At 74.4% G+C, this 22,019-nt stretch carries 18 protein-coding genes; 5 read left to right on the forward strand and 13 right to left on the reverse strand.

Features of this window, described 5'->3' with window-relative positions; genetic code table 11:
* Window positions 1–3 precede the first annotated feature (3 nt).
* The 4 genes from F1615_RS23735 to F1615_RS23750 all read left to right on the forward strand — a co-directional run bounded on the left by F1615_RS23735 (window position 4) and on the right by F1615_RS23750 (window position 3,844).
* On the forward strand, window positions 4–840 hold the full coding sequence (locus tag F1615_RS23735; protein WP_149551085.1) for an amino acid ABC transporter permease: 837 nt from the start codon (window positions 4–6) through the stop codon (window positions 838–840).
* Window positions 837–1,628 (forward strand): amino acid ABC transporter ATP-binding protein, encoded by a 792-nt coding sequence (locus F1615_RS23740; RefSeq protein ID WP_149551086.1) that lies wholly within the window; start codon window positions 837–839, stop codon window positions 1,626–1,628. Before F1615_RS23735 ends, F1615_RS23740 begins: the two co-directional genes overlap by 4 nt.
* A gap of 21 nt (window positions 1,629–1,649) precedes the next feature.
* Entirely contained in the window at window positions 1,650–2,741 is a 1,092-nt protein-coding gene (locus F1615_RS23745) for an amidohydrolase family protein (protein WP_149551087.1), read from the forward strand.
* 164 nt (window positions 2,742–2,905) lie between these two features.
* Window positions 2,906–3,844, forward strand: coding sequence for an SCO1860 family LAETG-anchored protein (locus F1615_RS23750; RefSeq protein ID WP_149551088.1), 939 nt, complete (start codon window positions 2,906–2,908; stop codon window positions 3,842–3,844).
* 21 nt (window positions 3,845–3,865) lie between these two features.
* Here F1615_RS23750 and cobC read toward each other — a convergent pair whose 3' ends face one another.
* Genes cobC through cobM form a run of 6 tightly spaced genes read right to left on the reverse strand, consistent with a single transcriptional unit; the run spans window position 3,866 to window position 10,135 of the window.
* Window positions 3,866–4,930 carry an Rv2231c family pyridoxal phosphate-dependent protein CobC gene (gene cobC / locus F1615_RS23755; RefSeq protein ID WP_149551089.1) on the reverse strand — a complete coding sequence of 355 codons (1,065 nt, stop codon included), beginning with the start codon at window positions 4,928–4,930 and terminating at the stop codon, window positions 3,866–3,868.
* Window positions 4,920–5,825, reverse strand: a complete 906-nt coding sequence (locus F1615_RS23760) for a sirohydrochlorin chelatase (protein ID WP_149551090.1) — start codon at window positions 5,823–5,825, stop codon at window positions 4,920–4,922. Before F1615_RS23760 ends, cobC begins: the two co-directional genes overlap by 11 nt.
* Window positions 5,822–6,409, reverse strand: a complete 588-nt coding sequence (locus tag F1615_RS23765) for a precorrin-8X methylmutase (protein WP_149551091.1) — start codon at window positions 6,407–6,409, stop codon at window positions 5,822–5,824. The genes F1615_RS23760 and F1615_RS23765 overlap by 4 nt, the downstream gene beginning before the upstream one ends.
* Complete coding sequence (gene cobJ / locus F1615_RS23770) at window positions 6,406–8,088, reverse strand: precorrin-3B C(17)-methyltransferase (RefSeq protein WP_149551092.1); 1,683 nt, start codon at window positions 8,086–8,088, stop codon at window positions 6,406–6,408. Before cobJ ends, F1615_RS23765 begins: the two co-directional genes overlap by 4 nt.
* Entirely contained in the window at window positions 8,085–9,320 is a 1,236-nt protein-coding gene (gene cbiE, locus F1615_RS23775; protein WP_149551093.1) for a precorrin-6y C5,15-methyltransferase (decarboxylating) subunit CbiE, read from the reverse strand. Before cbiE ends, cobJ begins: the two co-directional genes overlap by 4 nt.
* Window positions 9,317–10,135 carry a precorrin-4 C(11)-methyltransferase gene (gene cobM / locus F1615_RS23780; RefSeq protein WP_149551094.1) on the reverse strand — a complete coding sequence of 273 codons (819 nt, stop codon included), beginning with the start codon at window positions 10,133–10,135 and terminating at the stop codon, window positions 9,317–9,319. The genes cbiE and cobM overlap by 4 nt, the downstream gene beginning before the upstream one ends.
* Before the next feature lie 95 nt (window positions 10,136–10,230).
* On the opposite strand from cobM, the gene F1615_RS23785 reads away from it, so the two are divergent.
* Window positions 10,231–10,998, forward strand: a complete 768-nt coding sequence (locus F1615_RS23785) for a ZIP family metal transporter (protein ID WP_149551095.1) — start codon at window positions 10,231–10,233, stop codon at window positions 10,996–10,998.
* A gap of 17 nt (window positions 10,999–11,015) precedes the next feature.
* On the opposite strand, the gene cobI is transcribed toward F1615_RS23785, so the two are convergent.
* From cobI to F1615_RS23820, 7 genes are read right to left on the reverse strand one after another with little or no spacing between them, the layout of a single operon-like run.
* Window positions 11,016–11,747, reverse strand: a complete 732-nt coding sequence (gene cobI, locus F1615_RS23790; protein WP_149551096.1) for a precorrin-2 C(20)-methyltransferase — start codon at window positions 11,745–11,747, stop codon at window positions 11,016–11,018.
* A complete protein-coding gene (locus tag F1615_RS23795; RefSeq protein ID WP_149551097.1) occupies window positions 11,744–13,240 on the reverse strand; it encodes a cobyrinate a,c-diamide synthase in 1,497 nt (498 codons plus the stop codon). Before F1615_RS23795 ends, cobI begins: the two co-directional genes overlap by 4 nt.
* A complete protein-coding gene (gene cobO / locus F1615_RS23800; RefSeq protein WP_149551098.1) occupies window positions 13,234–13,833 on the reverse strand; it encodes a cob(I)yrinic acid a,c-diamide adenosyltransferase in 600 nt (199 codons plus the stop codon). The genes F1615_RS23795 and cobO overlap by 7 nt, the downstream gene beginning before the upstream one ends.
* Window positions 13,833–15,860, reverse strand: a complete 2,028-nt coding sequence (locus F1615_RS23805) for a putative cobaltochelatase (protein ID WP_149551099.1) — start codon at window positions 15,858–15,860, stop codon at window positions 13,833–13,835. Before F1615_RS23805 ends, cobO begins: the two co-directional genes overlap by 1 nt.
* The gene (gene cobN, locus F1615_RS23810; RefSeq protein WP_149551100.1) at window positions 15,857–19,510 is read right to left on the reverse strand and encodes a cobaltochelatase subunit CobN; all 3,654 of its coding nucleotides are present in this window, start codon (window positions 19,508–19,510) and stop codon (window positions 15,857–15,859) included. Before cobN ends, F1615_RS23805 begins: the two co-directional genes overlap by 4 nt.
* Window positions 19,507–21,042 carry a cobyric acid synthase gene (locus F1615_RS23815; protein ID WP_149551101.1) on the reverse strand — a complete coding sequence of 512 codons (1,536 nt, stop codon included), beginning with the start codon at window positions 21,040–21,042 and terminating at the stop codon, window positions 19,507–19,509. Before F1615_RS23815 ends, cobN begins: the two co-directional genes overlap by 4 nt.
* Window positions 21,039–21,980, reverse strand: coding sequence for a cobalamin biosynthesis protein (locus tag F1615_RS23820; RefSeq protein ID WP_149551102.1), 942 nt, complete (start codon window positions 21,978–21,980; stop codon window positions 21,039–21,041). The genes F1615_RS23815 and F1615_RS23820 overlap by 4 nt, the downstream gene beginning before the upstream one ends.
* Between the last annotated feature and the right edge of the window lie 39 nt (window positions 21,981–22,019).

Below are 22,019 nucleotides of genomic sequence, written 5' to 3' on the forward strand. Positions count from 1 at the left end.
CCCATGACCGACACGGAGACACCACCACTCCAGCCGAAGAAGAGGGGCCTGACGCGGCGCCAGAGGCGCAGCCTGTCGCGCGGCATCCAGTACGCCGTGTTCGTCGCGGCCGTGACCGCCTTCGCGGTCGTGGCCGACTGGGACCGGCTGCAGAACCAGTTCGCGCAGGCCGACATCGCCGAGCGGATGTTCCCGGACGTCATCACCCTGGCGCTGAAGAACACCGTGCTCTACACCGTCACCGGCTTCGCCGTCGGACTCGCCCTCGGCATGGTGATCGCCCTGATGCGGCTGTCGTCCGTCGGGCCCTACCGGTGGCTGGCCGGCATCTACATCGAGATCTTCCGCGGCCTGCCCGCCCTGCTGATCTTCATCTTCATCGGCGTCGCCGTGCCGCTCGCCTTCCCCGGCACGGAGATCATCGGCGGCACCTACGGCAAGGTCGCCCTCGCGCTCGGCCTGGTGGCCGCCGCGTACATGGCGGAGACGATCCGGGCCGGCATCCAGGCCGTGCCCAAGGGGCAGATGGAGGCCGCCCGTTCGCTGGGCTTCTCGCCCGCCCGGGCCATGGTCTCCATCATCGTCCCGCAGGCCTTCAGGATCATCCTGCCGCCGCTCACCAACGAACTCGTCCTGCTCTTCAAGGACTCCTCGCTGGTGCTGTTCCTCGGCGTCACCCTGGAGGAGCGCGAGCTGTCCAAGTACGGCCGCGACCTGGCCAGCCAGACCGCCAACTCCACCCCGATCCTGGTGGCCGGCCTGTGCTACCTGCTGATCACCATTCCGCTCGGCTTCGTCGTGCGCCGCATGGAGGCCAAGGCCCAGGAGGCCGTGAAATGAGCCGACCGGAGATCCGCGTCAGCGGTCTGCACAAGTCCTTCGGCGACAACCAGGTGCTGCGCGGCATCGACCTGGAGATCGGCCAGGGCGAGGTCGTCTGCGTCATCGGCCCGTCCGGCTCGGGCAAGTCGACCCTGCTGCGCTGCGTGAACCTCCTGGAGGAACCCACCAAGGGCCAGGTCTTCGTCGGCGGTACGGAACTCACCGACCCGGACGTCGACATCGACGCCGTGCGCCGCCGCATCGGCATGGTCTTCCAGCAGTTCAACCTCTTCCCGCACCTCACGGTGACCGAGAACCTCACGCTGCCGCAGCGCAGGGTGCTGCGCAGGGGCAAGGCGGAGGCCGCCGGGGTCGCCGCCGAGAACCTGCGGCGCGTGGGCCTCGCCGAGAAGGCGGACGCCTATCCCTCCTCCCTCTCCGGCGGCCAGCAGCAGCGCGTCGCCATCGCCCGCGCGCTGGCCATGGGCCCCGAGGTGATGCTGTTCGACGAGCCGACCTCGGCGCTCGACCCCGAGCTGGTCGGCGACGTGCTCGCGGTGATGCGGATGCTCGCGACCGAGGGCATGACGATGATGGTCGTCACCCACGAGATGACCTTCGCCCGCGAGGTCGCCGACCGGGTCGTCTTCATGGACGGCGGAGTGATCGTCGAGGACGGCACCCCCGGACAGGTCATCGGCGCCCCCCGGCACGAACGTACCCGGCACTTCCTCTCCCGCCTGCTCGACCCCGCCATGGCGGAGGTGGAGGAGGAGACCTCGGACCAGGTGGGGAAGTCCGAGTAGCGCCTGACTAGGGTGCGGTGCATGAGCGAACGCGCGGTGCTGCACATGAAGGGGCGGATCCTCGTCGGCCCGGACGAGGTCCGCGACGAGCTGTGGGTCGTCGGCGGCCGGATCTCCTACGACCGCCCGGCCGGGGCCCGGGACGTCCGCACCGTCGACGGCTGGGTGCTGCCCGGGCTGGTCGACGCCCACTGCCACGTCGGCCTCGACCGGCACGGCGCGGTTCCCGAGGACGTCGCCGAGAAGCAGGCGCTCACCGACCGCGACGCCGGCGCCCTGCTGCTGCGCGACGCGGGCTCTCCCTCCGACACCCGCTGGATCGACGACCGCGACGACCTCCCGAAGATCCTCCGGGCCGGCCGGCACATCGCCCGCACCCGCCGCTACATCCGCAACTACGCCTGGGAGGTCGAACCCGAGGACCTCACCGCGTACGTCGCGCAGGAGGCGCGGCGCGGCGACGGGTGGGTGAAGCTGGTCGGCGACTGGATCGACCGCGACCTGGGCGACCTGTCGGCCTGCTGGCCGCGCGGCGCCGTCGAGGCGGCGATCGCCGAGGCGCACCGGCTGGGCGCCCGCGTCACCGCGCACTGCTTCGCCGAGGACTCCCTGCGGGACCTGGTCGAGGCCGGCATCGACTGCGTGGAGCACGCGACGGGGCTGACCGACGAGACCATCCCCCTCTTCGCCGAACGGGGCGTGGCGATCGTCCCCACCCTCGTCAACATCGCCACCTTCCCCGCACTCGCCGACGGCGGCGAGTCCAGGTTCCCCCGCTGGTCCGCCCATATGCGCCGGCTCCACGAACGCCGCTACGACACCGTGCGCTCCGCCTACGACGCCGGCATCCCCGTCTTCGTCGGCACGGACGCCGGCGGGACACTCCCGCACGGCCTGGCGGCCGACGAGGTGGCGGAGCTGGCCAGGGCCGGCATCCCGGCGGTCGAGGCCCTGGCCGCCGGTACCTGGGCGGCCCGGAAGTGGCTCGGCCGCCCCGGCCTGGAGGAGGGAGCCCCCGCGGACCTGGTCGTCTACGGCTCCGACCCGCGCGCGGACCTGCGCGTGCTGGCGGATCCGCGCCGGGTGGTGCTGAACGGGCGCGTGGTCGCGTAGGAAGGCGCCCCAACGCGCCCCCGGTGGGACACACGAGGGTGACGGTGGGGAACAGCCGTGCCCCGTGATTCGAACGTGTCCGCCGATTCTCCCCGAAGGGGTGAAGCGTCGGCGGATCGCTGACGTCCCGCTGCGCGTGCGGACATTCTTGCCGGGTCCCAGTCATGTCTCATGGGGGTCCCACCACCTTGTTCACCATCAACGTCCGCGTGCCCGCACGTCGTTGGGCCGTCGTCGCCGCGGCCACCGCCCTCACCGCGGGTCCCGCCGCCCTGGCCGGCGCGGGCACCGCGCACGCCACCGGGGAGCACGGCACCGCGAGCGCCGTCGTGCTGCGCACCGGGCTCGACGTGTCCCTGCTCAACAGGACCGTGCACGCCCCGCTCGCCGTCACCCTCAACGAGGTCCGGGCACCGCGGAGCGCGCGGAAGACGGCCCTCACCGCCGGCCTGGACGGCGTCGACGGCGGCAGGCCCTTCACCGTGCTGCGGGCGGAGGTGGCCGACGCCGGGGCGACGGTGAACGGCGGGCGGGCCGAGGCGTCCACCACCCTCGCCAAGGCCCGGCTCCATGTCCCCGGTCTGCCGCTGCTGTCGGTCATCGAGCTCGAGACCATCACCTCCAAGGCGGTCTGTGAGGCCGGGAGGCCGCCGCACGCCTCGGCGACCCTGCCCGCCTCGGTGACGGTCCTCGGCAAACGCGTCACCCTGACCTCGGGCGGTCCCACCCACGTGGAGGTGCCGGGCGTGGGCGAGGTCCACCTGGACCTGTCGAAGACCGGGACCACGTCGACCACGGCCGCGGCGACCGCCCTCCGACTCAGGGTTTCCGTCAATCCGTTGAAACTGAACGTCGCCGAGGTCGAGGGCACGCTCACCCTGGCGGAGGCCAAGTGCGAGACCCCTGACGCCCCTGAGGCCCGGGAGGAGGCCGCCGACGTCCAGCCGCAAGGAGCGCGGGCGGAGCGGGCGGCGCCGCAGGAGGCCAACCTGGCCGAGACGGGCGGCGACTCGATGACGCCCTACGTCGCGGGCGCCGCGGTCGCCCTCCTGGCGGCGGGCGGCGGCGCGGTGGCCCTGTCCCGCCGGGGCCGGGGGGACTGACGGTTCCTCGCCGGGGGCGGATCAAGCCGCTCTCAGGGCCCGGCCCAGCGCATCGAGGAACCCGTCCACCGTCCCCCCGTCCCGCACCGCCAGGCGCAGCCACTCCTCACCCAGCCCCGGGAACGTGTCCCCGCGGCGCACCGCGTAGCCGAGGGCGCGCAGACGGTGCCGTACCGTCGCCGCGCCCGGCAGCCGGACCAGGACGAACGGGCCCTCGGCGGGCTCCACGACCCGGAGCCCGTGACCGGAGAAGTCCCGCAGCCCCGCGATCAGATGCGCGCGGTCCGCCACGACACGGTGGGCCGCGTCGGCCGCCTCCGCGCATGCCCGGGGCCCCACGCACGCCTCCGCCGCCGCCAGGGCCGGGGTGGACACCGGCCACAGCGGCTGGGCGCGCTCCAGCTCCGCGACGGTCTCCGGGGCGGCCAGCACATAGCCGATCCGCAGTCCCGCCAGCCCCCACGTCTTCGTGAGGCTGCGCAGGACGACCAGACCGGGGACGCCGGTGCGCCCGGCCAGTGCCTCGCGCTCGCCCGGCACCGCGTCCATGAACGCCTCGTCCACCACCAGCGTCCGCCCGGGGCGGGCCAGCCCGGCGACGGCGGCGGCCGGGTGGAGCACCGACGTCGGGTTCGTCGGGTTGCCGATCACCACCAGGTCCGCGTCCTCGGGCACCGCCGCCGGGTCCAGCCGGAAACCGTCCGCCTCCCGCAGCAGCACCCGGTCCACCGTGTGCCCGGCGTCCCGCAGCGCCGCCTCCGGCTCCGTGAACTGCGGATGCACCACCACCGGCCTGCGCACCTTCAGCGCCCGCGCCAGCAGCACGAACGCCTCCGCCGCCCCGGCCGTCAACAGCACCCGGTCCACCGGCAGCCCGTGCCGCGCCGCCACCGCCGCCCGCGCCGCCCGCCCGTCCGGGTAGGCGGCCAGTGCGGACAGCGACCCGGCGATGTGCTCCCGCAGCCACCCCGGAGGCGTGTCCGCGCGGACGTTCACCGCGAGGTCCACCAGCGCGGAACCGTCGTCGCGGACCTCGGCGTCGCCGTGGTGGCGCAGGTCGTGGCCGCTCCCCTGATCAGTGCGCATGGGAGTGCGCGTGGCCGTGCCCGTGGTGGTGGTGGCCGTCGTCGTCGGGGTGGAAGTGCGGCTGCTGCGGCTGCCCCACCTTGTCCTCGAAGCCCGGCAGCGCGATCCGGTACACACACGAGTCGCAGTTCATCCGCAGGTCACCCTTCACGGCCTCCTCGTACCGCTCCATCACAAGATCCAGCAGCTCCGGCTCCGGACCGATGACGTCCGCCGACCGCACCTGGGTCTCAGGGTGCGCCGCCGCCCACTCCTCCGTCTGCCGCCGCACCCGGTCCGGCAGGATCCCGGTGAACAGGAAGTACGGCAGGACGACGACCCTGCGCGCCCCCAGCCGTGCGCAGCGGTCCAGCCCGCTCGGCACGTCCGGCGCCGCCAGCGACACGAACGCCGTCTCCACGCCCGCGTACCCGCGGCCCTCCCACAGCAGCCGCGCCGCCTTGCACACCTCGGCGTTGGCGTCCGGGTCCGTCGACCCGCGCCCCACCAGGAGCACGGTCACCTCCGCCGGGTCCCAGGAGGGGTCGACCGCCTGGGCCAGCCGCCGCTCCAGCACGCTCAGCAGCGCCGGGTGCGGGCCCAGCGGACGGCCGTAGGTGTACGAGATGCCCGGGTGACGCTCCTTCTCGCGGGCCAGCGCGGCCGGGATGTCGCCCTTGGCGTGCCCGGCGGACACCAGCATCAGCGGCACGGCGGCGAACCGCCGCACGCCCCGCTCCACCAGCTCGCCGACGGCCTCGCCCAGCGGCGGCGGGGACAGCTCGATGAAACCGCCCGCGACGGGCAGCCCGGGGTGGCGGCGACCCAGCTCCCGCACGAAGTCCCGGAACGCCTCCGCTCCGGCGTCGTCCCGGGTGCCGTGGCCGGCGATGAGCAGGGCGGGCGGGGTGGTCACAGGTTCTCCTCGGATGGGATCGGGTGGTACAGCAGGGCGTTGAGCGCGGCGGCGGCGACCGCCGACCCGCCCTTCTCGGACACGTTGCTCACGGCGGGCAGTCCGCTCTCCCGCAACGCGGCCTTGGACTCGGCCGCGCCGACGAAACCGACGGGCAGACCGATGACGAGCGCGGGAGAGGCGTCCAGGATCAGCAGTTCCTCCAGGGCGGTCGGCGCGCAGCCGATCACCCACAGGGCACCGGGCCCGACCTCCTCGTACGCCAGCCGCACGGCGTGCGCGGAACGCGTGAGCCCGGGCCCGGACACGGCGTCCGCGAGCCGGCACACGGTCTCCCGGCGGGTGATCCCGGCCGCGACCATCTCCACGTCCGCCACGACCGGCGCCCCGGCGTGCAGCGCGGCGTGGGCCTTCACCAACTCGCCCTCGTCCATGACGAGATCGGAGGCGTACTCCAGGTCGGCGGCGGAGTGGACGACCCGCTCCACCACGGCCCGGGTCAGCGGCGGGAAGTGGGAGGTGTCCAGCCGGGCGCGCAGCCGCCGGAAGGACTCCTGCTCGATGGGGTGCACCACACGGTTCACCGTGACTCCTCCTGCCAGCGGTAGCCACGCGGGGTGACCATGCGCCCCGCGATCTCACGGGTCGCCGTGTTGCCCACGGTCACGACCGTCATCATGTCGACCCACGCCGGATCGAGGGCGGCCAGCGTGGTCAGCCGGCTCGACTCGTCCGCGCGGGACGCGTTGCGCACGACCCCGACGGGCGTCGCCGGCTCCCGGTGCCCCGCGAGGATCGCGAGGGCCTTCGGCAGCTGCCAGTCACGGCCCCGGCTGCGCGGGTTGTAGAACGTCACCACGAGGTCCGCCTCGGCCGCCGCCCGCACCCGCCGCTCGATGACCTCCCAGGGGGTGTGCAGGTCGGACAGGCTGATCGACACGTGGTCGTGGCCCAGCGGCGCCCCCAGGAGCGCCCCGGCCGCCAGCGCCGCCGTCACCCCCGGCACCCCGACCACGTCGATGTCGTCGGACGCCTCCGCGAGCGCCGGGGAGGCCATGGCGTACACGCCGGCGTCCCCGCTCCCGATCAGCGCGACCGCCTGCCCGCGCCGGGCCTCGGCGACGGCCGTACGGGCCCGCTCCTCCTCCGCGCCGAGACCGGACTGAAGCACGCGCGTGCCGGGCCGCAGCAGATCGCGGATCTGGTCGACGTACTGGTCCAGGCCCACCAGGACACTGGCGCGGCGCAGCTCGGCCTTCGCCCGCGGGGTGAGCAGATCCCGTGCGCCGGGCCCCAGCCCCACCACCGCGAGCCGCCCGCGCCCCGGACGCCGTACGACGGCACAGGTCGCCATCGCGGGCCGGGCCGCCGACTTTCTTTTGGGCACGAGCAGTTCGCCCCCGCCCACCAGCGCCGCGGCCTCCGCCACCGACGGGGTGCCGACGGCGGCCAGCGGCGCGTCCGACGGATTGGGCACCTCGACGCGCGCCAACTCCTCGGCGCCGTACGTCACCAGGGGCACCCCGAGCCGCCGGGCCGCCTCCACGATGCCCCGCTCCCCGGCCTTGGCGTCCACGGTGGCGAGCTCGGCGAGCGACGCCGCCGACAGTCCCGCCCCGCGCAGCGCCTCCTCGATCAGCCCGAGCACCTCCTCGACGGGGGCGCCCTTGGAGGCGCCGACGCCGACGACGAGGGTGGGCGGCCGGAGCACCGCCTCCCGCTCGCCCGGCTCGGCCAGACGGTCCGTGACCCGGATCGTGTACGGCCCGTCGTCGGCGACCGGCAGCGGAGGCAGCGGCCAGGTCACCTCGGCGCGCAGCGCCACCGCCTCACCGTCCAGCAGGGCCCGCGACACGGCGGCGACGTTCCCCTCCACGGGCAGACCGAGGGTGTCCAGGCCGGGGAGGCGGACCGCGTCGGTCGCCGTGGTCACCACCGGCTCGGCGCCCAGCACCTCGGCGACCTCACGGGCCAGTCCGTTCGCCCCGCCGCCGTGTCCGCCGACCAGCGACACCGCGAACCGTCCGCCCTCGTCGACACAGACCACGCCCGGGTCGGTCCGCTTGTCGTCCAGCAGGGGTGCCACCAGCCGCACCACGGCGCCCGTGGCGAGGAAGCACACGAGCTGCTCGCACTCGGCGAACGCGGCGCGTACGGCGTCCGCGACGGAACCCTCGTACACGCGCGTACGGTCCGGCCACGCGGCGGCCAGCCGGTCCCGCGCTGCCGCTCCCGCCGCGGTGGCGGAGATGAGGCCGATCACTGGTCGTCTCCTTCGGTACGGCCGTGGGACCGGACGCCCCACAGCAGGAAAACGGGATTGGTGGCCGCCAGCCGGGTGACGTCCCCGGGCAGCGGCGCCAGCCGCGACGACTGCAGCAGCACCCCGTCGCAGCCGAACCCGGCGCCCGTCAGCGCCTCGCGCACGGCCGGCACCCGGTCGAGGGCGGCCAGGGCGACCACCACGGTCCGCCGGGCCCGCCGCGCGCACGCGGTGACGACGGCCGGCAGCTCCCGACCGCCCCCGCCGACGAACACCGCGTCGGGATCGCCGTCGAGGCCGGCCAGTACGTCCGGCGCCGCCCCGTGCACCACCTGAACGTCGACCCCGTGCGCGGCGGCGTTCGCCCGGACGCGCTCCACCCCGTCCTCGGTCTTCTCCACGGCCGTGACGGCGGCGCCGAGCCGCGCGCACTCCACGGCGACGGATCCCGACCCCGCTCCCACGTCCCACACCAGCTCCCCGGGACGCGGTCCGAGCCGGGCCAGCGCCAGCGCCCGCACCTCGAACTTGGTGATCATGGAGTCACGGTGGTCGAACCCGGCCTCGTCCAGCGCCCAGCCCGCGGGCTCCCGGCCCCCGCCCGCCACGGTCCGCACCGGCCCGAGGGCCCGCGCCTCGTCCAGGCACAGCACCACGCTCACCGCCGTGCCCCAGTCCCGGGCGGCGGCCTCGGCGGGCGTCACCCGCTCCACCCGCTCCCCGGCGCAGCCGAGCGCGGAGGCGACGACCAGCACACGGTCGTGGCCCCGCAGCGCCGCCCCCAGCTCGGCCGGACCGGCCCCCGGTCCGGTCAGCACGGCGACCTTCGGCAGCGCCCGGCACAGGTTGACCGCCGTCCGCGGATCCCTGCCGTGCGCGCTGACCACCACGGCGTCGTCCCACGGCAGCCCGATCCGCGCGAACGCGGCGGCCACGGACGGGACACCGGGCCGGACGTCGAGCCGCTCGGCCCCGAACCGCTCGGCCAGCACCCGCACGATGCCGAAGAACCCGGGATCCCCGGACGCCAGCACCACGACCGGCCGCTCCCCGGCGACGTACCTCTCCACGGTGTCGAGGGCCGGCGCCAGCGGCCCGAGCACGATCCGCTCGGCCCCGTCCGGCAGCCGCACGGCGTCCAGGTGCCGCCGGCCGCCGACCACCAGCTCCGCCCCGTCCGTCACCCCTGCGTCGACCGGCGCCCCGGCCCCCATCCCGACGACGGTGATCATGTACTCGCACCCCGCGAACGCAGCTCCCGGCGCGCCTCGGGGTCGGCCTTGCGGAAGCCGTGGAAGTGACCGGGGTGGTACAGGTGCGAGCGGGTGCCGTGCGCGTCGAGCGCCGGACCGACCAGGAACAGCGTGTGCTTCCACAGCTTGTGCTCCTTGACCGTCTCCTCCAGCGTGCCGATCGTGCACTTCACGACCAGTTCCTCCGGCCAGGTCGCCTGGTACGCGACGACGACCGGCGTGGACGTCGGGTAGCCGCCCTCCAGCAGCTCCCGCACCAGCTGCCCGCTGCGGGCGGCCGACAGGAAGATCGCCATGGTGGTGCCGTGCCGTGCGAACTCGCGGACCTCCTCACCCGGCGGCATCGGCGTCTTGCCGCCGCCGAGCCGGGTCAGCACGACCGACTGCGCCACCTCGGGAATGGTCAGCTCGCGCTGTGCGAGCGCCGCGACGGCCGAGAAGGACGACACCCCGGGCACGATCTCGGTCGCGATGCCGAGCTCCGCGCACCGGTCGACCTGCTCCTGCGTGCCGCCCCACAGCGCGGGGTCGCCCGAGTGGATCCGCGCGACCTTCAGCCCCTCCGCGCGGGCCCGCCCGTACACGGCCACGACGTCCTCCAGGGACATCGTCGCCGAGTCGAGGATCTCGGCGTCCTCGCGCGCGTGCCGGAGGACGTCCTCCTGGACCAGGCTGGCGGCCCAGATGACGACATCGGCCTCGGCGATGGCCCGCGCGGCACGGAACGTCAGCAGATCGGCGGCGCCGGGGCCGGCCCCGACGAAGGTCACCTTGCCGGTGGGGGCGTCGGCCATGGGAATGGGTCCTCTCCTGCGAGTGGTGGAAGTCGGTGGGTGGTGAGCGGCTGTCACGCGTGCGTGACCGGCCGCCGATCGGATACGAAGAGCACATGGCGGTCCTCGTCGCGCTCGGCGCGTTCCTGATGACGCTGGCCGGCGGCTGGTCGGCACACCGCGTGACCGACCGCCGCCATCTGGTGCTGGGCCTGGCCGGCGGGCTGATGCTGGGCGTCGTGGGCCTGGAACTCCTCCCGGAGTCCCTGGATGCGGCCGGCACCGAGGTGCACGGGGTCCCCGTGGCCCTGCTGCTCTTCGTCGCGGGCTTTCTGCTCGCCCACCTGGTGGAACGACTGCTCGCCCAGCGCCCCCGGTCTCTCGACCCCGCTCGAGCCGGGGGGACCCCCATGGCCGTGCACGGCGCCGGGGAGAGGAACGGCCGTACGCCCGAGGTGGGTCTGACGGCCGCCGCCGCGATGGTCGGTCACAGCGCCATGGACGGTGTGGCGATCGGCGCCGCCTTCCAGGTCGACGGGGGCATGGGCGCCGCCGTCGCGGTGGCCGTGATCGCTCACGACTTCGCCGACGGCTTCAACACGTACACCCTCACACGCGTCTACGGAAACGCCCGCCGCCGCGCGCTGACGATGCTGTTCGCGGACGCCGCGGCACCGGTCGCCGGAGCCGCGTCGACGCTGTTCTTCACGATCCCGGAACCCCTGCTCGGCGGCTATCTCGGCCTGTTCGGCGGCGCCCTGCTGTACCTCGCGGCGGCCGAGATCCTGCCCGAGGCCCACCACGAGCACCCGGCCCGCACCACACTGCTGTGCACGGTCGCGGGGGCGCTGTTCATCTGGCTGGTGGTGGGCGCCGCGCACTGAGCGGGACGCGACCCGGTTCACAGCTTGCCGCCCCGCCCGCCGTCGCGCCGCGGCGGTGCGATGAGCGTCGACAGGTACGGCAGCGGTGCCCCGCCGAGTTCCGCGGCCGGCCGTACCGACTCCTCCGGCAGCCCGAGCGCGGACCCCCAGACCGCGTCACCCATCCGCCCGGTCTCCCGCAGCGCCTCGGCGACCTCACCGGCCTGCCGCCCGAACTTGTACGCGACGACGGTCCCGGGCCCGGCCAGGGCGTCCTTGAGCACGGCGGCCCCGGCGGTCACCGGCACCAGCGTGAGCGGCTCGGTCCCCTCGGCCAGCACGGCCCCGGACCGCGCCGCGAGATCCTGCATGGCCGTGATCCCGGGCACGGTCTCGACGACCGTGTCCGGCACGGACTCGGTGACGGTCTGGGCGAGATACGTGAACGTCGAGTACACGTTGGGATCCCCGATCGTCGCGAAGGCGACGGTCCCGCGCTCCCGCAGCAGTTCGACGACCCGCCCGCCGGCGGCGTCCCAGGCCGCCTCACGGCGCGCCCGGTCGGTCCGCTCGTTCAGCGCGAACACCACCCGGACGACCTTCTCGGCGGGCACGTAGTGCAGCACGGTCGCCTCGGCCCGCCCGCGCTCACCGGTGTCCATGACGGGTACGACGACGACGTCCGCGGCCCGCAGCGCGTTGACCCCCTTGACGGTCACCAGCTCCGGGTCCCCGGGCCCCACCCCGACCCCGATCAGCCTGCTGCTCATGACGTCCGGCACCTCTCCACGAACCGACGGGCGACACCGGGCTCGGACGCCCAGTGCGTGTGCAGATAGCTCGCGTGCACACCGCGCTGTACGAATCCCTCGACACGCCGCTCGGGCACCCGCGTCCCCCAGGCGGGCTCGTCCCCGGCCCCCGGCTCGACGAGGGTCCGGTGGAACTCGTGCCCCCGCATCCGCGTGCCGGCGGCGGCCAGCACGCTGTCGCTCACGGCCACCGCGTCCCGGTAGCCCAGGGTCAGCCGGTCCGACATCCGCGCGGAGGCGTCCAGCACCCCGCACATGGGCAGCCCGTCGAGCTCCCGGCACAGATACAGCAACCCGGCACACTCGGCCGCCACGGGAGCCCCGCTGAGGGCGAGGTCGCGGGCGGCCTTGCGCAGCGCCTCGTTGGCGGACAGCTCGGAGGCGTACACCTCGGGAAACCCCCCACCGATGACCAGCCCGGCGGTTCCCTCGGGCAGTTCCTCGTCCCGCAACGGATCGAAGGTGACGACCTCGGCCCCGGCGGCGGTCAGCAGCTCGGCATGCTCGGCGTACGAGAAGGTGAAGGCGCTCCCACCCGCGACGGCAACCCTTGTGGTCCGTCCGGCATCCACCAGCCCGTCCGGCGTTCGAGGACGAGGCCCGTCCAGGGCCGAACGGGGGTCCGGGGGCAGAGCCCCCGGGGACGACGGGGGTCCTCCCGCTCGAGCGGAGCCGGGAGTGGGGGAGGGAAGGGGCGGCGGGGGCGAGGAAACCAAGGCCTCACCCGCATCCCACGCCGCACCCGCCAAGGGACCCGCACTCCGCGCCAGCGCGACAAGCCCCTCCAGGTCGCAGCCCGCCGCCACCTGAGCCGCCATCGCCGCGACCGCATCCACGGCCGCGCCGCGCCGCTCGGCGACCGGCACCAGCCCCAGATGCCGAGCCGGCGTCTCGACCTGAGCGGCCCGCCGCAACACCCCCAGCACCGGCACCCCGACGGAGTCCAGCGATTCCCGCAACAGCCCCTCGTGCCGATCCGAGGCGACCTTGTTCAGGATCACCCCCCCGACCCGCACCTCCGGATCCCAGCTCACGAACCCGTGCACCAGCGCCGCCACCGACCGGGACTGCGACGACGCGTCGACCACCAGCACCACCGGCGCCCGCAACAGCTTGGCGACCTGCGCGGTGGACGCCAGCTCGCCCTCACCCGCCGCCCCGTCGTACAGCCCCATCACACCCTCGACCACGGCGATGTCACACCCCCGCGCACCGTGCGCGAACAGCGGAGCGACCAGCTCCGGCCCGCACAGGTACGCGTCGAGGTTCCGCCCGGTCCGCCCGGTGGCGAGCGCGTGGTACCCGGGATCGATGTAGTCGGGTCCCACCTTGTGCGGGGACACGGCGAACCCCCGCGCGGACAGCGCGGCCATCAGTCCCGTGGCGACGGTGGTCTTGCCGCTCCCCGACGAGGGCGCGGCGATCACCAGCCGGGGAACGGAGTTCACCACTCGATGCCCCTCTGCCCCTTCTGCCCCGCGTCCATCGGGTGCTTGACCTTCGACATGTCGGTGACGAGGTCGGCGAACCCGACCAGCTTCTCCGGCGCGTTCCGCCCCGTGATCACCACGTGCTGCGTCCCCGGCCGCTGCCGCAGCACGGACACCACCTCATCGGTGTCGACCCACCCCCAGTGCATCGGGTAGGCGAACTCGTCCAGCACGTACAGCTTGTAGGTCTCGGCGGCGAGGTCCCGCTTGACCTGCTCCCAGCCCTCCCGGGCCTTCTCCTCGTTGTCCATCTGGGCGTCGCGCTGCACCCACGACCAGCCCTCGCCCATCTTGTGCCAGTCGACGGTCCCGCCCTCGCCGGAGGCGCCGAGCACCCGCAGCGCGTTCTCCTCGCCGACCTTCCACTTCGCCGACTTGACGAACTGGAACACCCCGATCGGCCACCCCTGGTTCCAGGCCCGCAACGCCAGCCCGAAGGCGGCGGTGGACTTTCCCTTCCCCACACCGGTGTGCACGACGACCAGCGGACGATTGCGCCGCTGGCGGGTCGTCAGACCGTCATCGGGTACGACACTCGGCTGCCCCTTCGGCACTACGCGGCCCTCCTCGAAGTCCCCTGCACGTCCCTGACCAGACCGGCGATCGAGTCGGCCCGCAGCTCGTCCAGCGTCACGGCGCTGCCGCCCAGCTCACCGGCCAGCCGTCCGGCGAGCCCCAGCCGCACCGGCCCCGACTCGCAGTCCACCACCACCGACGCGACCCCCTCGGCGGCGAACAGCCGCGCCGCACGCGAGGCCAGCGCGACCGGCTCGGGACCACCGGTCGCCCGCCCGTCCGTCACCACGACGACCAGCGGCCGCCGCGCCGGATCGCGCAGCCGCTCCACACGCAGCACGTCGTGCGCCCTGAGCAGCCCCGCCGCCAGTGGGGTCCGCCCACCGGTCGGCAGCGACTCCAGCCGGGCCGCCGCCGCGTCCACCGACGACGTGGGCGGCAGGGCGACGTCGGCCGCCGCCCCCCGGAAGGTCACCAGACCCACTTTGTCCCGTCGCTGGTAGGCGTCGAGCAGCAGCGACACCACGGCGCCCTTCACGGCACTCATCCGCTGCCGCGCCGCCATGGACCCGGAGGCGTCCACGACGAACAGCACGAGGTTCGCCTCACGCCCCTCGCGCGTGGCCTGCCGCAGATCGTCCCGGCGCACCACCAGCCCAGGACCGGACCGGCCCCGTGCCCGCTGGTGCGGAGCCGCCGCCTGGACGGTCGCCGCCAGGTGCACCTTCGTCAGCGCACCGTTCGGCCGCCGTGCGCCCGTCGTCCGTCCGTGCTCGGTCCGCGCCCGTGACCGCCGCCCGGCGGCGCCCTCACCGATCCCGGGCACGCTCAGCACCTTGGTGCGGAAGGGCTCGGCGGCACCCACCGGGGACCGCTCACCGGAACCGCCCCCCGCGGGCTGCCCGGCCTCCCCGGCCTCGGCCGGCGCCCCCGCGTCACCACCGCCCTCCGGACCCTCCGGACCCTCCGGACCCTCCGGACCCTCGGGGCCTTCCGCGGGCGGCTGCCCGCCACCCCCGTCGGGTCCGTCCGGATCGGTGTCGGGACCGTCGTCGCCCCCGAACTCCTCCAGCGTCTCGTCGAGCTTGTCCTCGTCGAGGCCCGGCGCGTCGAAGGGGTTCCGCCTCCGCCGGTGGGGGAGGGCCAGCAGCGCGGCCTGCCGCACGTCCTCGGCGAGCACGTCCGTCCGCCCCGCCCAGGCCGCCAGCGCGGTCGCCGTGCGCGCCATCACGATGTCGGCCCGCATGCCGTCCACCTCGAACGCCGCACAGGTCGCCGCGATCTGCCGCAGCGCCCCGTCGCCCAGCCGCACCGACGGCAGCAGCTCCCGCGCCGCCACGATCCGCGCCCGTACGGCGGCCTCCTCCCCGGCCCACCGCGTGGCGAAGGCGGCGGGATCGTCGTCGTACGCCAGCCGCCGCCGTACGACCTCCACCCGCTGGTCGGGCTCGCGCGAGGCGGCCACCTCGACGGTCAGCCCGAACCGGTCGAGCAGCTGCGGCCGCAGCTCGCCCTCCTCGGGATTCATCGTCCCGACCAGCAGGAACCGCGCCGCGTGCCGTACGGAGACACCCTCGCGCTCGACGTACGAGGCGCCCATCGCCGCCGCGTCCAGCAGCAGGTCCACCAGATGGTCGTGGAGGAGGTTGACCTCGTCGACGTACAGGATCCCCCGGTGCGCGTCGGCGAGCAGTCCCGGCTCGAAGGCCTTCACGCCCTCCGAAAGGGCCCGCTCGATGTCGAGCGCCCCGACCAGCCGGTCCTCCGAGGCGCCCACGGGCAGCTCGACCATCCGCGCGGGCCGTGCGGCACCGCCCCCGGTCCCGTGCGGTCCGTCCGGACAGGCCGGGTCCGGGGCCGAGGGGTCGCAGGAGAACCGGCAGCCGGGCACCACGGCGACCTCCGGCAGCAGTGCCGACAGCGCGCGCACCGCGGTCGACTTGGCGGTGCCCTTCTCGCCGCGCACCAGCACACCGCCGACCGCGGGGGAGACGGCGTTCAGCAGCAGCGCGAGCCGCAGGTCGTCCTGCCCGACGACGGCCGTGAACGGAAAGGGGGTGGTCACTGGTCGTCGCCCTCCAGATCGCCTTCGAGTTCGAGATAGGTGGCGCGCAGCCGCTCCAGCGTGTCCGCGTCGGGTTCTGCCCACAGTCCGCGGTCGGCGGCCTCGAGCAGCCGTTCGGTGATGCCGCGCAGCGCCCACGGGTTGGACTTCTTCATGAAGTCCTGGTTCTCCGCGTCGAAGACGTACTCCGCGCTGAGCCGCTCGTACATCCAGTCGTCCACGACCCCGGCCGTGGCGTCGTACCCGAAGAGGTAGTCCACGGTCGCCGCCATCTCGAAGGCGCCCTTGTAGCCGTGGCGCCGCATCGCCGCCATCCAGCGCGGGTTGACCACGCGGGCCCGGAAGACCCGGTGTGTCTCCTCGCCCAGCGTGCGGGTCCTCACCTGGTCCGGTGTGGCCGAGTCGCCCACGTACGCCTCGGGGCTGGCCCCCGTCAGGTGCCGCACCATGGCGACCATGCCGCCGTGGTACTGGAAGTAGTCGTCGGCGTCGACGAGGTCGTGCTCGCGCGTGTCCACGTTCTTCGCCGCCACCGCGATCCGCCGGAACGCCGTCTCCATGTCCCCGCGCGCGGCCCGTCCGTCGAGCCCGCGCCCGTAGGCGTAGCCGCCCCAGACGGCGTACACCTCGGCGAGGTCCGCGTCCGACCGCCAGTTCCGCGCGTCGATCAGCGGCAGCAGACCGGCACCGTACGCTCCCGGCTTCGAGCCGAAGACGCGCGCGGTGGCCCGCCGCCGGTCGCCGTGCCGGGCGGTGTCCTCGTCGGCGTGCGCCCGCACGTAGTTGGAATCGGCGGGCTCGTCCAGTTCCGCCACCGCCCGCACCGCGTCGTCGATCAGCCCCACCACGTGCGGGAACGCGTCCCGGAAGAACCCGGAGATGCGCACCGTGACGTCGATGCGCGGCCGGCCGATCTCCTCCAGGCCGACCACCTCGAACCCGGTCACCCGCCTCGACGCGTCGTCCCACACCGGACGGCACCCGAGCAGCGCCAGGATCTCGGCGATGTCGTCGCCCTGGGTGCGCATCGCGGACGTGCCCCACACGGTGAGGCCGACGGACTTCGGATAGTCACCCGTGTCCTGCAGGTACCGCTGCACCAGCGAGTCCGCGAGGGACTGCCCGACCTCCCAGCTCAGCCGTGAGGGAATCGCCTTGGGGTCGACGGAGTAGAAGTTCCGCCCGGTCGGCAGCACGTTGACCAGCCCGCGCGTGGGCGACCCCGACGGTCCCGCCGGGACGTAACCGCCGTCCAGCGCCCGCAGGATGTGCCCGATCTCGTCCGTGGTGCGGGCCAGCCGGGGCACGACCTCCTCGCACGCGAACCGCAACACGGCCACCGCGTCGGGCAGTTCCGTGCCCAGCACCTCCCGCACCAGTGAGGGAACCGAGCCGGCCGCCCAGCCGCGCTCCTCCATCCCCTCCGCGAACCGCCGGCACAGCTGCTCCAGCAGGTCGATCACGTCGGCACCCGTGCGCGCCGGACCGTCCACCAGGTCCGTCAGCTCCACCGGCGCCTTCACCGGCGCGCCGGGCTCGGCCAGCAGTTCCTTCTCCACCAGCCCGAAGTGCGCGGCCAGCGCGGCCCGCAGACCCGGCAGCGCGTTCGCCTGCCCGCCCCACACCTGCGAGGCGCGGAGCACCGCGAGGACGAGGTTCACGCGCGGCTCGCCGACCGGGCCGCCGCCGAGAATGTGCAGGCCGTCCCTGATCTGCACGTCCTTGATCTCGCACAGATAGCCGTCGATGTGCATGACGAACTCGTCGAAGGCGTCGTCGTCCGGCTGGTCGTCCACATGCAGGTCGTGGTGCAGCTCGGCGGCCTTCACCAGCGTCCAGATCTGCGCGCGCACCGCCGGTGCCTTCGCCGGGTCCAGGTCGGAGACGAGCGCGTACTCGTCGAGGAGCTGTTCCAGCTTCGCCAGGTCGCCGTAGGTGTCGGCCCGCGCCATCGGCGGCACCAGGTGATCGACCACCGTGGCGTGTCCGCGCCGCTTGGCCTGGGTGCCCTCGCCCGGGTCGTTGACGATGAACGGGTAGATCAGCGGCAGGTCACCGAGCACCGCGTCCGGCGCGCACCCGGCGCCCAGCCCCAGGCCCTTGCCCGGCAGCCACTCCATCGTGCCGTGCTTGCCCATGTGCACGATCGCGTCGGCGCCGAAACTGTTCTCCAGCCACCGGTAGGCCGCCATGTAGTGGTGCGACGGCGGCATGTCGGGGTCGTGGTAGATCGCGATCGGGTTCTCCCCGAAGCCGCGCGGCGGCTGGATCATGACGACGACGTTCCCGAACCGCAGGGACGCGAGCACGATGTCGTCCCCGTCGACGTACAGCGACCCCGGCGGCTCGCCCCACGCCTCACGCATCCCGTCCCGCAGCCGCGGGTCCAGCTTCTCGAACCACGCCCGGTAGTCCGCCAGCGGCACCCGCGCGGGCGCGGCGGCCAGCTGCTCCTCCGTGAGCCACTCGACGTCGTGCCCGCCGGCCTCGATGAGCCGGTGGATCAACTCGTCGCCGTTGTCGGGGTACTCGGTGAGGGAGTACCCGGCGTCCCGCAGCGCGTCCAGCACCCGTACCGCGGACGCCGGGGTGTCCAGGCCGACCGCGTTGCCGACCCGCGAGTGCTTCGTCGGGTACGCGGTGAAGACCAGCGCGACCTTCTTCGCGGCGTTCGGCCTGTGCCCGAGCCGGGCGTGCCGTACGGCGATCCCGGCGACCCGCGACGCACGCTCCGGGTCGGCGGCGTACACCGGGACGTCGTCCGGGCCCTGCTCCTTGAAGGAGAACGGGACCGTGATCAGCCGGCCGTCGAACTCCGGGATGGCGACCTGCATCGCCGCGTCCATGGGGGACAGCGCGGCGTCGGACTCCTCCCAGGCGGCGCGCGACGAGGTCAGGCACAGCCCCTGCAGCACCGGCACGTCCAGGTCGGCGAGCGCCCCGACGTCCCAGGCCTCCTCGTCACCGCCCGCCGACGCCTGCGAGGCGTGCGTGCCGCCGGCCGCCAGCACGGTGGCGACCAGGGCGTCGGCCTTGGCCAGCAGCCCGTACAGCTCCGGGTCGGCGCCGCGCAGCGAACCGCAGTACACGGGCAGGGCGTTCGCACCCCGCGCCTCGATGGCGTCGCACAGCGTGTCCACGAAGGCGGTGTTGCCGCTCAGTTCGTGCGCCCGGTAGAAGAGCACGCCGACCGTCGGGCGGCCGTCTTCCAGGGCGCGTGCGCCGTGGACGCCGTACTCCGGCATCTTCCGGGGCTCCTCGAACCCCTCGCCGGTCAGCAGCACGGTGTCCGACAGGAACCGGGCCAGTTCGGTGAGGTTGTCCGGGCCGCCCTCGACGAGGTACCGCAGTGCCTGAGCCACCACACCGGCCGGCACCGTCGACTCGGCCATCAGCTCGGCGTCGGGCACGGCCTCCCCGCCGAGCAGCACCGCCGGGATCCCGGACGCCTTCAGCGCCGCGAGCCCGTCCTCCCAGGCGCGCTTGCCGCCCAGCAGCCGTACGACGGCGAGGTCCGCCCCGTCCAGCAGCGCGGGCAGCTCGTCCGCCACGTCCACGCGGGTCGGGTTGCCGATCCGGTAGGAGGCGCCGGAGGCACGGGCCGCCAGCAGGTCCGTGTCGGCGGTCGACAACAACAACACAGTGCTCATGCGGGCGCTCCCGGTGGAATGAAGGGCAGTCCTTGCGGCGCGCCGGACTCGATGAGCCGCCACAGCGCGTCCGTGTCCGCGTGCTGTTCGATCAGGTCGCCGAGCCGGTCGAGCTGCTCCTCGCGCAGCGCGGCGAACGAGGTGCCGGGCGCCGGGACGAAGCGGCGTCCCGCGGCGGCTGCCACCTCGCGCAGGAAGGCGCGCCGGAAACCGTCCGACTCCAGGGAGCCGTGCCAGTGCGTGCCCCAGGTCTGCCCGACCCGGCAGCCGTCCAGGCCGTGTCCTCGGTCGTCGGAGAAGAACGCCTCCCCTCCGAGGACGTCGGCGACCCCGTGATGGATCTCGTACCCCTCGACGGGCTCCCCGAGGGCCCGGCCGACGGGCCGCGTGAGCGTCTTCTCGCGGGCGAAGCGCACCCGTACGGGCAGGACGCCGAGCCCGTCGACGTGTCCCGCGCGGCTCTCGACCTCGTCCTCGATGTGCTCGCCGAGGATCTGGAAACCCCCGCAGACGCCGAGCACGGGCCGCCCCTCGGCCGCCCGGCGCCGCAGCGCGTCCGCCAGCCCGCGCTCCCGCAGCCACTCCAGGGCCCGTACGGTCCCGCGCGTCCCCGGCACCACGACGAGGTCGGCGTCGGACAGCTCCTCGGGACGGTCCACGAACCGCACCACGACACCGGGTTCGGCGGCGAGCGCGTCCACGTCGGTGAAGTTGGACATCAGCGGCACCGCGCACACGGCGACCCGCAGCACGTCCTCGCCGGCCGGCGGGGCGACCACGGACTCCCGTACGGCGCCGCGCAGCGACACCCGCAGTCCGTCCTCCTCGTCGATGCCGAGCCCGTGCCGGAACGGCAGCACGCCGTAGGTCCGCCGCCCGGTCAGGCCGTGCAGCATGTCGAGGCCCGGTTCCAGCAGCGACACGTCGCCGCGGAACTTGTTCACCAGGAATCCGGCGACCAGCTCCTGGTCCTCGGGGGAGAGCAGCGCGACGGTGCCGAAGAAGGACGCGAAGACGCCACCCCGGTCGATGTCGCCCACCACCAGGACCGGCAGTCCGGCACCCCGGGCGATGCCCATGTTCACGATGTCCGTGCGCCGCAGGTTGATCTCGGCCGGGCTGCCGGCCCCCTCACAGATCACCGCGTCATACGTGCCCCGCAACTGCTCCAGACAGTCCAGCACCGTGCCGAGCAGCCTCTGCTGGCGCCCGCCGTGGTAGCCGCGGGCGCTCAGCTCGCCGACCGGCCTGCCCAGCAGCACCACCTGGCTGGACTGCTCGCCGCCCGGCTTGAGCAGCACAGGGTTCATCAGCGCGGTCGGTTCGACCCGGCAGGCCTGGGCCTGCATGGCCTGCGCCCGCCCGATCTCGGCGCCCTCCCGGGTCACGAACGAGTTCAGCGACATGTTCTGCGCCTTGAACGGCGCGACCTTGACGCCCTGCCGCACCAGCCACCGGCAGATCCCGGCGGTCACCACGCTCTTGCCGGCGTCCGAGGTGGTCCCGGCGACCAGCAGTCCTCCACCGCTCATGATCTGCGTCCCTTCATGACGCTCCGCGCGAGGACGCCGGCCCCGAGCGCGAGCCAGCCGACCCGCCGCGAGAGCCGTACCGCCCGGTCGATGTCGGACACGGCCACGGCACGCCCGCCGCGGCCCAGCACGGGCCGGTGCTCGACCCGCCCGCCGTAGGAGAGGGTCCCGCCGAGCCGCACGCCGAGCGCGCCGGCGAAGGACGCCTCCACGGGCCCGGCGTTGGGGCTCGGGTGCTTCGCCGCGTCCGCGCGCCACGCCCGTACGGCACCGCGCGGGTCCGGTCCGGCGAGCGCGGCGAGTACGGCGGTCAGCCGCGCCCCCGGCCACCCGGCGACGTCGTCCAGGCGGGCGGAGGCCCAGCCGTAACGGCGGTAGCGGGGGGACGTGTGGCCGACCATGGCGTCCAGGGTGTTGACGGCCCGGAAGCCGAGCAGTCCCGGCACTCCGGCGACGGCGCCCCACACCAGGGCGCCGACCACGGCGTCGGAGGTGTTCTCGGCGACCGACTCGACCACCGCGCGGGCGATGCCGTCGGCGTCCAGCGCCTGCGGGTCCCGGCCGCACAGGTGGGGGAGCCGGGCCCGGGCCGCCTCCACGTCCCCGGCCTCCAGCGCCCGCGCGACGGCGCGGGCCTCCCGTGCCAGCGAGGTGCCGCCGACGACGGCCCAGGTCGCCGCGGCGGTCAGCGCGGTGGAGGCGGCGGGGGAGGAGCGTACGCACCGGGCGGCGAGGCCGCCGAGGGCGACGGTCCCGCCGACGCACACGGCGGTGTGCACGGCGCCCCGGCCCCGGTCGTCCCGCCACAGCACTCGTTCCACGGCAGCCGCGGCCCGCCCGAAGGCGGCGACCGGATGACCGCGGCGGGGATCGCCGAGCAGCAGGTCGCCGAGGAGGCCGGCGGCGGCGCCGTACGCGAACACGCGATCGGCACCCATGGGTTCAGCCGGTGAAGGATCCGCAGGGACGGGCCCCGG

The sequence above is a fragment of the Streptomyces marokkonensis genome (assembly GCF_008312835.1).
Classification (GTDB): Bacteria; Actinomycetota; Actinomycetes; order Streptomycetales; family Streptomycetaceae; genus Streptomyces; species Streptomyces marokkonensis_A.

Bases quoted from the DNA above. Each gene is read 5' to 3' on its own strand.
- F1615_RS23745 (WP_149551087.1), top strand. From the start codon at position 1,650: ATGAGCGAACGCGCGGTGCTGCACATGAAGGGGCGGATCCTCGTCGGC.
- cobM (WP_149551094.1), bottom strand. From the start codon at position 10,135: ATGGCCGACGCCCCCACCGGCAAGGTGACCTTCGTCGGGGCCGGCCCC.
- cobC (WP_149551089.1), bottom strand. From the start codon at position 4,930: ATGCGCACTGATCAGGGGAGCGGCCACGACCTGCGCCACCACGGCGAC.
- cobI (WP_149551096.1), bottom strand. From the start codon at position 11,747: ATGAGCAGCAGGCTGATCGGGGTCGGGGTGGGGCCCGGGGACCCGGAG.
- F1615_RS23735 (WP_149551085.1), top strand. From the start codon at position 4: ATGACCGACACGGAGACACCACCACTCCAGCCGAAGAAGAGGGGCCTG.
- cbiE (WP_149551093.1), bottom strand. From the start codon at position 9,320: ATGATCACCGTCGTCGGGATGGGGGCCGGGGCGCCGGTCGACGCAGGG.
- F1615_RS23750 (WP_149551088.1), top strand. From the start codon at position 2,906: ATGTCTCATGGGGGTCCCACCACCTTGTTCACCATCAACGTCCGCGTG.
- F1615_RS23815 (WP_149551101.1), bottom strand. From the start codon at position 21,042: ATGAGCGGTGGAGGACTGCTGGTCGCCGGGACCACCTCGGACGCCGGC.
- F1615_RS23740 (WP_149551086.1), top strand. From the start codon at position 837: ATGAGCCGACCGGAGATCCGCGTCAGCGGTCTGCACAAGTCCTTCGGC.
- F1615_RS23820 (WP_149551102.1), bottom strand. From the start codon at position 21,980: ATGGGTGCCGATCGCGTGTTCGCGTACGGCGCCGCCGCCGGCCTCCTC.
- F1615_RS23785 (WP_149551095.1), top strand. From the start codon at position 10,231: ATGGCGGTCCTCGTCGCGCTCGGCGCGTTCCTGATGACGCTGGCCGGC.
- cobN (WP_149551100.1), bottom strand. From the start codon at position 19,510: ATGAGCACTGTGTTGTTGTTGTCGACCGCCGACACGGACCTGCTGGCG.